Source organism: Flavobacterium sp., assembly GCF_965284515.1.
Classification (GTDB): Bacteria; Bacteroidota; Bacteroidia; order Flavobacteriales; family Flavobacteriaceae; genus Flavobacterium.
In genome coordinates, this window is record NZ_OZ260089.1 from 2,393,956 (window position 1) to 2,407,475 (window position 13,520).

Sequence of the window (13,520 nt, forward strand, 5' to 3'; positions counted from 1 at the left end):
TTTAAATTTTTACAAAAATACATTTTTCATTTTATGCAGATTACAATTACTAAATTGATTTTATTATGTAATTTTACAACTACAAAACTTTTATATGTCGCAAACACTTTTAATAATCGCCGTTTTCATTTTAGCATTAGCCCTAGGTTTTTTTATTGGTAAAATGCTTTCCAAAGCAGAAGCACAATCTCAAAAATCAGGTTTAGAAGAACGTGTTAATGGTTTATTAGGTCAAATAGAACAATTGAAAACCCAATTTCAAATTGAAAAAAATCAGTTTGAAAAAGCAATTGCTCAATTGAATTTAGAAAAAGAAAACGTTCAAAAAGAGAAAGAAGCGTTTGCAATTCATTTGGCGAAAAAGGAAAATGATTTTGATAATTTATTAGAGCGCAATAAAGAACAAAAACACGAAGTTGAGCAACTTCAAGAAAAGTTTACTAAAGAATTTGAAAATTTAGCCAATAAAATTCTGGAAGAAAAAACCAATAAGTTTACGGAACAGAATAAAGAAAACATGAAAACTATCTTAAATCCGCTTCAAGAGAAAATTCAGTTATTTGAGAAAAAAGTAGACGACACCCATAAAGAAAGTATCGATTATCATGCAGCGCTGCGCCAACAAATTCTTGGTTTACGCGACATGAATGAGAAAATGAGCAAGGAAACTATAAACCTTACAAAAGCTTTAAAAGGCGATAGTAAAATGCAAGGAAACTGGGGCGAACTAGTTTTAGAGCGTGTATTAGAAAAATCAGGTTTAGAGAAAGGGCGTGAATATGAAGTGCAGCAAAGTTTTACCAACGAAGAAGGTTCAAGAATACTTCCAGATGTAATTATCAACCTTCCGGATGGCAAGAAAATGGTAGTCGATTCGAAAGTTTCCTTAACGGCTTATGAGCGTTTTGTAAATGAAGAAGACGATGATGCCAAAGCCACTTTCTTAAAAGAGCATGTACATTCGGTAAAAAGACATGTAGACCAATTGAGTGACAAAAATTACCAGGACATATACGAAATGGAAAGTCCTGATTTCGTATTGCTTTTCATTCCTATTGAACCTGCATTTGCATTGGCATTGAACGAAGACAATACATTGTACAACAAAGCTTTTGAAAAGAATATTGTAATTGTAACACCTTCTACTCTTTTGGCTACTTTACGAACTATTGACAGCATGTGGACCAACCAAAAGCAACAGGAAAATGCCATTGAAATTGCACGACAAGCTGGAGCATTATATGATAAATTTGAGGGTTTTGTTTCTGATTTGGTGAAAATTGGTAAAAAAATGGACGAAGCCAAAATTGAATATGGAAACGCCATGAACAAATTAGTTGATGGATCTGGAAATTTAGTAAATAGAGTAGAAAAATTGAAAAAAATGGGTGCAAAAGCAAAGAAAGCTTTGCCTGAAAACATAATTAAAAGAGCTATAGAAAATGAATCAGACAGCAACTAAAATTGACGAATTAAAAGAAGAAAATGTAAAGAAAAAAATGCATCCTGTAAAGAAGTTTTTCTTATATGTTCTTTTGCTTACTACTGTGGTTACAACCTTATATTTTACTTTTGTTTATTATGTTCCTTATAGTGAAGGAGTTCGAAGTGGTGAATTAATTAAAATCAGTAAAAAAGGCTATGTTGTAAAAACATGGGAAGGCGAAATAAGCCAAGGCATTTCTGGCGCACAAGTTTTTCAATTCTCGGTAATGGATAATCAACCCGCTGTTATTGACAGTTTAAAAAAATTTCAAGGAAACTTCATTAAAGTAGAATATGTAGAGCGTTATAAAACATTTTTTTGGTGGGGAGACACTCGTTATTTCTTAACCAAAGTAGAAAGAGAATCTTCTCCTTATTTTAGAGAATAATGAGGTTAAAAACATCTAATACCGTTTCAGCATCTAAAGTCACTTTATCTGAATTAATGTTGCCCTCTCATTCTAATTTTAGCGGAAAAATTCATGGTGGCTATTTACTTCAATTAATGGATCAAATTGCATTTGCGGCTGCTTCAAAATATTCGGGTTCTTATTGCGTAACGGCTTCTGTAGACACAGTAGATTTTTTAAACCCGGTTGAAATTGGCGAATTAGTAACTTTAAAGGCTTCAGTAAACTATGTTGGAAATAGTTCAATGGTTGTTGGTATACGTGTAGTTTCTGAAAATATTCAAACCGGAAAAGTGAAACATTGCAATTCTAGTTATTTTACAATGGTTGCCAAAGATGACAGTGGTAATAAAGTAACTGTTCCTAAACTGGAACTAACATCTCTTGAAGAAGTTAGACGTTTTTATGATTGTATTCGAAAAATTAATCATAAAAAGCGTTATAAAGAATTAGAAGATAATTTTGATCATCAATCAGAAGAAGCACTAAAAGAATTAGAAAATTATAATGTTATATTAAATTTAAAATAAAAACCATAAAACTTAACAAAATGAAAAAAATCTCAATTTACTTATTATTATTAGCTACTATTAGCACATTTGGACAAACAATGACTAATGGATTTGTTAAATACAAAATGACGAGCGACAACGAACAAATGGCTATGATGGGAGACGTTTTTATGACAAGCTTTTATGACAATGAAAACATTGCTATGGAAGTTGATATGATGAATGGAATGGTAGTAACTAAAGTGTACAAAAAAGTAAAAGACGCTAATTCTGCTAAAATGACCATGAACGCTATGGGGCAAAAATATGAAATAACTGGAATAGATGAAAACGGCTCAAAAGGTGTTGACTTAGCCGATTTAGATAACATTGTTACTGTGAAAGTAGATAAAGCAGACACTAGAGAAATTGCTGGTTTTAAATGTTATAAGGCGTTTGTAACTTATAAAGACGACAAAACTGGTGAATTTTATGTTACAGAAAACATTAAAATGACAACTTCTACTAAAGAAACAGGTTTAAATGGATTTCCATTGCAAATGAAAATTGTTACCCCACAAGCCACTATAGAATTAACTGCAACTGAAGTTTCTAAAGAATTACCTGCAGATGCTTTTATTGTTCCTGATGGGTATGAAAAAGTAACCATGGAAGAATTTCAACAAAAAATGGGCGGATAGTCTAAAAAAAGATATTTAAAAAAACCTCACTTAAAAAGTGAGGTTTTTTTTTATTGTGAAATGTATCGATATTAGTCTTCTTCTTCGTTGTCATCATCGTTGTCGTTGTCATCATCATCATCGTCGTCATCATCGTCGTCGTTATCGTCGTCATCCATATCGCCACAATCTTCTATTGCGTCTTCAAACTGTTCGTTATTATTAATCGTTATCGTTTCACCTTCAAGCGTAGATATAGTTACTGGATAATTGATGGTCATTGTTCCATTGTCTTCAAAATCAGATAAAAATGCATATAATTCTGCATCATTATTTAAAGTTACTGAAGTTGTATTACCACTTCCATCATTTACAGTAAAAGTTAAAGGATAAACAATGTTTATACAATCAATATCTTCGTTCTCGTTTTCATCATCATTATCATCATTATCTCCATCTCTACCAGCAATCAATCCTTCATGAGAAACTCTCATGAGTAAGTTTATTAGTGTAGCGTTTTTACTTAATTTCTGATTAGGAGCGCTGTCGTCTGTTTGACAAGAGTTTAACGTTAATCCTGCTGAAATAATTAGGACTAATACTAAAATTATTTTTTTCATGATATAATAGTTTATAGTTTATAAATGTAACTAAAAAAAAACATTTTGTATGTTTTTTAAAAAAAACTGGAAACAACTGATTAATTTTTAATACGTTGACCGTTTCAAAGGCAATTTTCTTTTTGAAATATGCTTTACAAATTCACCTTTTCAAAAGCATTTAATTTATCTAAATGCAAAAGAGTTTTGTCATTCTGGGAACTTCGTGTAAACATCGATACAAACTTAGCTCCATAAACCACTTCACTAAACGTATAAGATGTCCTTTTTACTACAGTTGAGCTATACATGTCTTCAAATGTTTTAAAGAACACTAAAAACTCACCTTGAATATTTTTGTAGTCAGATTCTTTAAAACCAAACAACGGACTTTCTTCATCTATTGGATGCACAATTGTCCAGCTTAGAGTTAAGGCATTAACGCGTTCCATTTCAAGCGGAAGCGTATAAAACTTATTCACCACTACTCCATTTTCTTCAACACTAATACCAAGCGTTAATCGCATTTCTGCATCAACCAAATTTGTGTTTTTATAAGGTGCTAAACGAAACATTAGTGCTTTTCCATTTTGATAAGGAGCAATAATGGCATTTTCCGAAAAACGAACAAATGCACTTGGTCTGCTAAAACGACCGTAAAACAAACCAGTAGCAATTGCAAAAGTTAACAAGCCTATTAAAGCTTCAATTGAAGACACAAAACTTGCCAAAAAACCCGTAGGATTAATGTGGCCATAACCCACAGTAGTATAGGTTTGCACACTAAAAAAATAAGCTTGCCCAAATTTTTCTAAATTGGTATTTGCAGTAATTCCGTTTAAATGTTCAACCCCAATTAAGAAGTACAAAATGGCAAAAAACAAGTTAACTACAACATAAAAAAGTAATATGATGAATAAGAATTTCCAGCGTGGAATATTAAGCATGGTATGATACCAGCTTATGCTTTCAATAAAACCAATTCCGTCTTTTCTAACATTAGCATTTCCATTTTTGGTTAAAAATCGACCACCATAATTAGAGGAATCACTTCCAAAACCGGTATTATCTTCTGTTTTTGCTTTTGTGTTGATGCGTTTTAAAAAATCCATTGGAACTATTTTGAGTAAAATTAGCCAAATATTTTTGGAAAACAATTACTAAACATATTGTTCTATTTTGTAATTTTGATATTCTAAACGCCAAAATTTCAACTATATGCCCAACCCATTTACCTATAGAATAGGAGTTCATAAAAATCAAAATGTAATTTTTATACTATTTGAAAAGGATTCCAACTTAATTCAAGAAGTCAAAAATATATCCGGAAGCACTTGGAGTCAATCTAAAAAAGTGTGGTATGTTTTGGACACTGAAAGCAATCGTTCCTTATTTAATCTAGAACCTCAATCCGCTTCTCTACCATCGGAAGAAGGAATGAAGCATCTACAGAAATTTTCTTATTGGTTAAAATCAAAAAGATATAGTGAAAACACCATAAAAACCTATACCGATGCTTTGAAGTCATTTTTGATATTTTTCAACACCAAAGACATAACAGCCATTACAAATGAAGATGTTGTTTACTATAATAACGCCTATATTTTAAAGAATAATTTATCGCATTCTTATCAAAACCAAGTTGTAAATGCCATAAAGTTATATTTTAAAACCATACAAAACGTAAGTTTAGAGCTAGACAAAATTCACAGGCCCAAACGAGAAAAAGTATTGCCCAATGTTCTAAGTAAAGAAGAAATTAAGAAAATATTAGATGCTCACGGAAACATAAAGCACAAAACAATGCTATCGTTAATTTACAGTTGCGGATTAAGGCGAAGTGAATTATTACATTTGAAACCGTCTGATATTGATTCTAAAAGAAATTTAGTACTTATAAAACAAGCGAAAGGAAAAAAAGACAGAATAGTTCCATTATCTCCTAAGATACTTGAACATTTAAGAGCCTATTATTTAGCCTACAAACCTGCAAAATGGTTGTTTGAAGGACATAATAAAGGCGAACAATATTCTGAACAGAGTTTACAAAGTGTCTTGAAACAAGCTTTAAAAAAAGCAAGGATAAACAAGCCTGTAACCTTACATTGGTTAAGACATAGTTATGCTACGCATTTATTAGAAAGCGGTACCGATTTGCGTTATATTCAAGAATTATTAGGTCATAACAGCAGTAAAACTACCGAGATTTACACACATGTAAGCACACAAAATTTACAAAAAATTAAAAGCCCGTTTGATGATTTGTATTAAAAAAATTATAATTTAGCATTAATTAAAGTGTATTACAAAAATCATACATATACAACCGATTTAGGTTTATATGTATGACAAAGTCATACATATAAACAAGTTGTACACAATTATGAAAATCAGAATTTTATATCAAATATTATTGCTTTTTATTCCATTATTAATTTCTGCTCAAAACTTTGAACTGAAGAAACCTAATGTTTCCGAATTGAAAAGAAAAGCAGAACTTTCGAAACATACTGAAGAAGTAATTCATTTATATTTTATTAATAATTATAAATCAACTTCCGAAAAAACTAGCGTTAAAAAATATAATTATCCTGATTATAGTATTTGTTCTTTTGAGCAAACATTTGAAAATGAAATTAAATATTATAAAAACGAATGTCAAGAAGCTGGCGGAATTTCTATACGTGTTACATTACCAAAAATTCAGATTGATAAAGTCAAAAAATGGATTGAGGAAATGTATAAAGCTGAATCAAGTGAAATTAAAAATAAATGGTACAATGTAAAAAATATTTACGGACCAATAGATGAAGAAGTTGGCTGTTATTATGAAATAAAACCCGAAAAAGATAGTTGGGTAATTGACATTTATTGTGGATGTTAAATAACTGTGTACAACAGCAGTTAAAAGTAATGGCTTAAGCAAGGGCATACTTCCGAATTTTCTCCGAAAATTCAAAAGTTTGCGTTATATTTGTTTTGGCTTGGTTTTGGTTCGTCGCCACTTCTTTTAGCTGCAAAACGTTGTGTGCTATGCTTTCCCAGATTCACGAAATGATTTTAATTTAAACTCTAAACTTAACTAAATGAAAAAGTTCTTTCTTCTAATTTTCTTTTTTCTAAGCTCAACTATTCATGCACAGGAAATCGACACAACAAGAATTACACTTTCAAAAGTTGAATTTGAAAAGCTAAAATCAGACTTTAAAAAAGTTAGCAAAACTAAACTTTTTCAGAAAAACGAAAAAATAAGACAAAATTACTTGAGAAACGTATTTATATGCTCCAATAATCATACTAAAATAGCAGTTAAAGATTGTCTTTATGAAAAATTAGGTAATAAAGGAGCAAAAAGAATAATTAAGTTAGGAGAAAAATATGTTAAATTGGAAAAAAGATTGGCAAGAAAGTTTCCCGAAATTTATGTTTTGCTTAAAAAAACAACAACTGAACAAAGGATTGAATTGAGGAAAACATATTAGCACAGCACACAACCACCGTTTGTAGCAATTGCTAGGCTTGGTTTGTGTTAGGAATTTTCTCCGAAAATTCCACGAGGAGTTTTGTACTTGTAATCTTTTGTTATAAATTTACGCAACTGCCACAAGCGGCAACACGTTAGCAGATAGCTTGGAAGAACAAAACGAGAAAAAGAAAAATTTATTGATGAAAAAAATTCGAGGAAATAAAAGAAGAATAAAGCAAATTGAAAATTGGAGAATTAATAACCTGGAAATTGACTTAGATTATTTTGAAAAAACTAATAAAGATTATGTAAAGTTTAGAATATATCCTTGGAATCCAGTTGCAATGTCAATTCATAATTTCCCAAGTCCAAAAGGAAAAATCCGTAAGAAAATTATTGAATCGTTTTTTGATATTTATGAAAGTTGGAATATTCAACTAAAAGAACTTGGAAAACCATTTTACTTAAAAATATGGATGTTTGAACCAGATATTTATAATTCGCAAGTAGTTTGTGCAATAAATGATGAAATTGAATATTACGAAAATATTTTTTACAAACCAGAAATAGAAAAAAATATTGCGAAATCAGGACTAGAGAAAATATCTAAAAGAATAAATGACTTTAATTGGAGTCACAGAGTTGAAGAATATCCGATTTTTGAAAATGAATCTTTACGTGAAAATTTCACTTCAGACAAAGATTATTTTGAAGAACAAAAATGGTTGAAAAGCGAATTGAAAAAACCTTACAGAGAGATTAACCAAGTAAGAGATGGAATTAAAGAAAAAATATTTTTAATAAAAGGCAGCGAAGTTTGGCTTGGGGAAAAATAAAAGCCATCTGCTAACAGCAGTTAAAAGTAATGGCTTAGGCAAGGCATACTTCCGAATTTTCTCCGAAAATTCAAAAGTTTGCGTTATATTTGTTTTGGCTTGGTCTTGGCTCGTCACCACTTCTTTTAGCTGCAACACGTTACCCGTAATTGTAAATGACTAAATACATACTTACCTTATTTATTTTATTTTCATCGCACATTATTGCACAAAAGCAAGATGAGGCTATAACTTTTGCAAATAAATTAATTGTAAATAGTGAGCCTAAATTTGATTCTGACACTATCTATATTATAAAAAAAAATGAAGTTTTTTTAATTGCAGAAAATCATGAAACCAATTCAGATTGGTTATATGTTGAAATTATCCAAGATAAATTTTCGAAAACAAATAGTAAGAATATTTATGGCTTCATTCCTAAATCAAAAATCATATTTATTGACAATTTGAATAAATACTCACAAGATAATGTTGTACTAAAGTTTAATCTTATTAAGGCTGACAGAATCAATAAAATTGCACATAAAGAATCTCAATATGGATTAGAAATTCCATTAAATATATCTTTTTCAGTAAATTCAATGTCTTTACAATGGAAAGGAAAAACAATCAACCTGAATACAGAACTTTATGATGACCTTTATAATGTTTCATTCAGTGAAGGAAATTACTCAAGTATTGAAAATTCAAAATTTGTCATTTACGAATATGAAAGTGTTTTTTATATAAAACAGGAATGTGCAGATGGGGCTGGTTCTTATGAAATTACTTGGGCAATAAAAAACGGTGAAATAGTCCAAAGGATTATTGACGAAATATAAAACTACGGGTAACAGCAGTTAAAAAAAATGGCTTAGGCAAGGGCATACTTCCGAATTTTCTCCGAAAATTCAAAAGTTTGCGTTATATTTGTTTTGGCTTGGTTTTGGCTCGTCGCCACTTCTTTTAGCTGCAAAACGTTATATGCCATTTTAGAATTACGATGAAAATAAAAATTATATATTTAATTATTTTGCTTTCTAATTTTGTAGGTTTCTCACAAGGAAAAGATTTCAATACTTTTACAATTGACTTGTTTTACGGTGATGAGTCAATCAACTTCTATCAACTGAAAACATTTAAAAAAGGTACGAAATTTTATGTTGAGAGCAAGAATTTTGAAAGAACTTCAAAATTAGAAAACGATTCAATTTGGATACTGAAACTTTCTAATAGAAAGAAAAAACTTTGTGTTAATTTTATCGAAAATCTAAAATCAATAAATATTGACAATTGTGAAACCCGAAGTTCAGCTATTACTGATTATACCGTCAAATTAACAGACACCACAATAGCTTTACGTACTTATTGCCATTTAGATAAATTAGATTTCTTCGAATTTAGAAAATCGCTTTTTAAAGAAAAAATTCAAGAATATAAATTAAAATCAGATAGCGAAATCAAACTGATAAAAAAAATGTTGAAAGGCAAATGGTTTTATCCAAACTTATTGAAACCACTAAAATTTGGTGACACATTAAAATTATCACGAAAAGAAATAAATCCAACACAATTTTGGCTATTCGAAAAAAAAGATTCATTCAAAGATTCATCTAATCAAATTTTCAATTTAAAAAAATCAAATAGTTTTGAAGTCATATTTTATTACGAACCACGTTTAAATATCAATCCAGGTGTAATCGAAGATAAAGATGATGGAAGTATTAGTTTGGCAAACTATGGTATGAAATTTACTATTTTAAAAATAACAGAGGAAGATTTGGTTTTAATTTCTCTAAATTAAAAACGGCATATAACAGCCGTTTGTAGCAATTGCTAGGTATGGTTTGTGTTCGGAATTTTCTCCGAAAATTCTATGAGGAGTTTTGTACTTGTAATCTTTTGTTATAAATTTACGCAACTGCCACAAGCGGCAACACGTTAGCAGTAATGGTAAGACGACCCAACCGACAACAATAAACAATGCAGAAAACGACATTTAAAATATCAAAAATGGACTGCCCATCCGAAGAACAAATGATACGGATGAAACTTGCCGACTTGACAAATATCAACTCGTTGGACTTTGATATACCCAACAGACAACTGACCGTTTTTCACACCGACAACCACGACCAAATTTTTCAACGACTTGACAACTTAAAGTTTGACACTTCGCTCATAGACAGCATTTCGGCAGACAATTACGAAGCATCAACTAACAACACAGACAAAGAAAGAATATTGCTTTGGCAAGTTTTAGCCATAAACTTTTTCTTTTTTGCACTTGAACTTACGACAGGTTTTATATCAAACTCAATGGGACTTGTAGCCGACAGTTTAGATATGCTTGCTGACAGTATTGTTTACGGACTTGCACTTTTTGCAGTTGGCGGAACAATGACACGAAAAAAGAACATTGCAAAATCGGCAGGTTACTTTCAATTGACACTTGCAATTTTTGGTTTTATAGAAGTTATCAGACGATTTATTGGAACGGAAACAATTCCAGCTTTTCAGACAATGATAATTATTTCAATTCTTGCACTTATCGGCAACGGACTTTGTTTGTATCTACTGCAAAAAAGTAAAAGCAAAGAAGCACATATGCAAGCCAGTATGATTTTCACATCAAATGACGTAATTGTAAACCTTGGAGTTATTGTAGCGGGCGGACTTGTTTATTTGACAAACTCAAAATATCCTGACCTTATCGTAGGGACAATTGTATTTTTCATCGTTGGACAAGGAGCATTTAAAATTCTAAAACTATCAAAATGACGACCGAAGAAAGAACCACTACTGCTAACACGGGTTTGGCAAAAGTGGCGGTTCAGTGCTCCGCAGACACATTTGTGGTTAATCAAAGTTTGGTTCTCCGCATCAACATTTGTGGTGAAAATCGCCACCTTCGCCAAGCCCGAAAACGTTAGCAATAATTATATGAAAAACTTCGTAAAATTCGGACTTTTATTAATTCTGATTTTTCAGTCTTGCTTTATTATTGCTCAAAAATTCGACAAAAAATATTTTGTAAAAACTGCTTGGTTTGTTAATAATAAAGACAGCATTTTCTATAAATCCGACACTTTAAAATTAATAAAACATGTTAACTTATCTCCAAAATGGTCTGGAAATGGAAAATTATATTCAGAAAATGAAATGGAATATTTTGGTCATGGAGACTTTGTCGAAATAAAGTTTGAAAGACAAGGTGAATTATATTTTAATTGGCGTGTGAAAAATTCAAAATTTAGATTTCCTATTCTTCCTTGGAATTGGAAATATAAGAAAAATGACCAAACTATAGAAATCCATAACGATAAAGATCTTTTAATTTTGAAATTCAAACCGATTTTTGAAAAACAAATAGAAATCACATCTTATTACGACAAGAACAAAATGAAAACAGTTGAACTTACTGTCGTCAGGATAAAATAACTATTGCTAACAACGGTTTTGTTTAATGGCTTGGGCTTGGTTTTTCCTTCGGAAAAACCTCTATGATTCGTAATTTTGTTTTATATTTGTTTTGGTCAGTGTCTAACCAAAGCCACTGAAACAAAGCCGCAAAACGTTAGCACCAATTATGAAAAAAATATATATAATCATATTTTTTATCTTATTCAACTTTAGCTTTTCTCAAAGTAAGTCTGGAAAAGTTTTAGCTGAAAAGTTATCAGGTAAAACTTTCACAATTGAAGGAATTGTAAGATATGCCAACGCAAATATTACTGATGATTATGAAAAAGCAAAGTTTTTTTATTATTGGATTGGGTTAAATATAAAATATGATTTTGACTTACTAAATAGAATGAATAATACAGATTATGATTACGATGAAGAATATTCCTATAATCTTTCGGCAGAATCTGTTTTTGAAAAAAGAAAAGCAATTTGTTTAGGATACTCTAAATTGTTCAAACATTTTATGGATAGAACAGATATATTTTGCTATTCAATTTCTGGTTATATACGAGATGAAAGAAATCATTATGTTGAACTAGAGAAAGACACAGATTTTCTTCACGCTTGGAATGTAATAGAAATTAATGATAAATGGAGAATAGTTGATACAACCTGGGGTAATTCTGGCGATTTAAATGTCTCTGACTATTATTTTGACATTGACCCAAAAAGAGCAATAATAACTCATTTTCCAGAAAACCCAGAATGGCAATTATTAGAAAAACCTTTAAGTTTAGAAGAGTTCAACAAATCATTATTTATAAATGCAATGTGGTTCAAATTAGGTTTTGAAGAAATACCTAAAATTTTAAAAGATGACAATTATTATTATTTTACTTATAAGTCAAATATAAATAATACAAAAGCAACATTGGAAATAAGCACTGATAATTTAATTTTTGAAAATATACCTAATTCTACTTTTTTTAATCAAGATGGTAAAGATTATATAAGATTTGAAAAACAAACAATTGGGAAAATCGCATATTTAAAAGTAAATATAATGGAAACTGATGATGATGGCTTTTTTCAAGAATATGATGATATAATTAACTTTAAGCTAGAATAACTGGTGCTAACCACCGTTTGCGGCAATTGCTAGGCTTGGTCTTTGTTCGGAATTTTCTCCGAAAATTCTATGAGTAGTTTTGTACTTGCAAACTTTTGTTATAAATTTACGCAACTGCCACAAGCGGCCAAACGTTGGCAGTAATTATTCACCCCGTAGAAAATTGAACTAAATTGAAAAAAACAATATTACTTTCATTACTAAGCTTTCTAATCTTCTGTTCCTGCAAGAAAAAATCAATCATTGAAAATGAATTAGATTCTCTTGAAATATCAGCCAAGAATTTTAATTCCGTTGACACTACTTTTTACAAAAATAAAAAAATAAAATCTTTACGTTTTTATAAAGTTAAAACGGAATATGTCGATGTTTTCTTTTATGAATCAGGAAAGAAGAAATCAATCGGGCAAGCAAAAAATAATCAATGTCATAATAAATACATTGATTGGTATGAAAACGGAAAACAGAAGTGGGTTCGTCAATACAATCTTGGCAATCAAATTGGTAAAAGTATTATGTATCGGGAAAACGGAAATTTTGAAAAGCAATTTGACAATGATAAAAATGAAATGACAGATTATTGGGAAAATGGAAAGCCGAAGTTTAAGTTCATAGAAAATAAATTGCAATACTATTATTATTTAAATGGGAATTTATTTGAAAAATATGATAAAATAAAAGAAGATGAATACAACGTAAAATACTTTAACGAAAACGGAAAACTTGTTTTATCAGGATTGTATAAAAAAAATATTTTGTACAAAGACAGCAGAAAATATACTGGGAAAATCATTTGCTATTTCAACAATGGAAAGATTTCTGACTTTGAAGAATTTATTAATGGAAGTCCAACAGGTAGATGTTATGGTTATTATGGCAATGGAAATATAAAATATGATAACGAATTTGAAAATGGTAAAGCGATACTGTCTAAATATTACTATGAAAGTGGCAAAATAAATTCCATTCGAGACAAAAAAAACAAAACATATAGAGTATGGGACGAAAATGGGAAGTTGACAAAATAACTACTGCCA

16 protein-coding genes are annotated in these 13,520 nt (G+C 30.2%); 14 read left to right on the plus strand and 2 right to left on the minus strand.

Annotation, left to right across the window (positions count from 1 at the left end; translation table 11 throughout):
* Positions 1-94: 94 nt before the first annotated feature.
* The 4 genes from rmuC to ACQ65T_RS11215 are packed head-to-tail and all read left to right on the plus strand — an operon-like array spanning position 95 to position 3,087.
* A complete protein-coding gene (rmuC, locus tag ACQ65T_RS11200; RefSeq protein WP_430401159.1) occupies positions 95-1,462 on the plus strand; it encodes a DNA recombination protein RmuC in 1,368 nt (455 codons plus the stop codon).
* A 37-nt stretch (positions 1,463-1,499) separates the two neighbouring features.
* Positions 1,500-1,874 (plus strand): 6-phosphogluconate dehydrogenase, encoded by a 375-nt coding sequence (locus tag ACQ65T_RS11205; RefSeq protein WP_430401370.1) that lies wholly within the window; start codon positions 1,500-1,502, stop codon positions 1,872-1,874.
* Complete coding sequence (locus ACQ65T_RS11210; protein WP_430401160.1) at positions 1,874-2,425, plus strand: acyl-CoA thioesterase; 552 nt, start codon at positions 1,874-1,876, stop codon at positions 2,423-2,425. The genes ACQ65T_RS11205 and ACQ65T_RS11210 overlap by 1 nt, the downstream gene beginning before the upstream one ends.
* 20 nt (positions 2,426-2,445) lie before the next feature.
* Positions 2,446-3,087 (plus strand): hypothetical protein, encoded by a 642-nt coding sequence (locus ACQ65T_RS11215; protein ID WP_430401161.1) that lies wholly within the window; start codon positions 2,446-2,448, stop codon positions 3,085-3,087.
* 71 nt (positions 3,088-3,158) lie between these two features.
* On the opposite strand, the gene ACQ65T_RS11220 is transcribed toward ACQ65T_RS11215, so the two are convergent.
* Both ACQ65T_RS11220 and ACQ65T_RS11225 read right to left on the minus strand, forming a co-directional pair.
* Positions 3,159-3,686: a hypothetical protein gene (locus ACQ65T_RS11220; RefSeq protein ID WP_430401162.1), complete on the minus strand. Its 528-nt coding sequence runs from the start codon at positions 3,684-3,686 to the stop codon at positions 3,159-3,161.
* A gap of 134 nt (positions 3,687-3,820) precedes the next feature.
* Positions 3,821-4,777: an ion channel gene (locus ACQ65T_RS11225; protein WP_430401163.1), complete on the minus strand. Its 957-nt coding sequence runs from the start codon at positions 4,775-4,777 to the stop codon at positions 3,821-3,823.
* A 106-nt stretch (positions 4,778-4,883) separates the two neighbouring features.
* On the opposite strand from ACQ65T_RS11225, the gene xerA reads away from it, so the two are divergent.
* The 10 genes from xerA to ACQ65T_RS11275 all read left to right on the plus strand — a co-directional run bounded on the left by xerA (position 4,884) and on the right by ACQ65T_RS11275 (position 13,511).
* Positions 4,884-5,936, plus strand: coding sequence for a site-specific tyrosine recombinase/integron integrase (gene xerA / locus ACQ65T_RS11230; RefSeq protein ID WP_430401164.1), 1,053 nt, complete (start codon positions 4,884-4,886; stop codon positions 5,934-5,936).
* A gap of 112 nt (positions 5,937-6,048) precedes the next feature.
* On the plus strand, positions 6,049-6,549 hold the full coding sequence (locus ACQ65T_RS11235) for a hypothetical protein (RefSeq protein ID WP_430401165.1): 501 nt from the start codon (positions 6,049-6,051) through the stop codon (positions 6,547-6,549).
* Between the two features lie 202 nt (positions 6,550-6,751).
* Positions 6,752-7,147 carry a hypothetical protein gene (locus ACQ65T_RS11240; protein ID WP_430401166.1) on the plus strand — a complete coding sequence of 132 codons (396 nt, stop codon included), beginning with the start codon at positions 6,752-6,754 and terminating at the stop codon, positions 7,145-7,147.
* A 184-nt stretch (positions 7,148-7,331) separates the two neighbouring features.
* The gene (locus ACQ65T_RS11245; RefSeq protein WP_430401167.1) at positions 7,332-7,967 is read left to right on the plus strand and encodes a hypothetical protein; all 636 of its coding nucleotides are present in this window, start codon (positions 7,332-7,334) and stop codon (positions 7,965-7,967) included.
* 155 nt (positions 7,968-8,122) lie between these two features.
* A complete protein-coding gene (locus tag ACQ65T_RS11250; protein ID WP_430401168.1) occupies positions 8,123-8,788 on the plus strand; it encodes a hypothetical protein in 666 nt (221 codons plus the stop codon).
* Between the two features lie 161 nt (positions 8,789-8,949).
* Positions 8,950-9,750: a hypothetical protein gene (locus tag ACQ65T_RS11255; RefSeq protein ID WP_430401169.1), complete on the plus strand. Its 801-nt coding sequence runs from the start codon at positions 8,950-8,952 to the stop codon at positions 9,748-9,750.
* Between the two features lie 179 nt (positions 9,751-9,929).
* Complete coding sequence (locus tag ACQ65T_RS11260; RefSeq protein ID WP_430401170.1) at positions 9,930-10,727, plus strand: cation transporter; 798 nt, start codon at positions 9,930-9,932, stop codon at positions 10,725-10,727.
* A 162-nt stretch (positions 10,728-10,889) separates the two neighbouring features.
* Positions 10,890-11,387: a hypothetical protein gene (locus tag ACQ65T_RS11265; RefSeq protein WP_430401171.1), complete on the plus strand. Its 498-nt coding sequence runs from the start codon at positions 10,890-10,892 to the stop codon at positions 11,385-11,387.
* Between the two features lie 148 nt (positions 11,388-11,535).
* Entirely contained in the window at positions 11,536-12,483 is a 948-nt protein-coding gene (locus ACQ65T_RS11270; RefSeq protein ID WP_430401172.1) for a transglutaminase domain-containing protein, read from the plus strand.
* A 173-nt stretch (positions 12,484-12,656) separates the two neighbouring features.
* Positions 12,657-13,511 (plus strand): hypothetical protein, encoded by an 855-nt coding sequence (locus tag ACQ65T_RS11275; protein ID WP_430401173.1) that lies wholly within the window; start codon positions 12,657-12,659, stop codon positions 13,509-13,511.
* Positions 13,512-13,520: the final 9 nt, after the last annotated feature.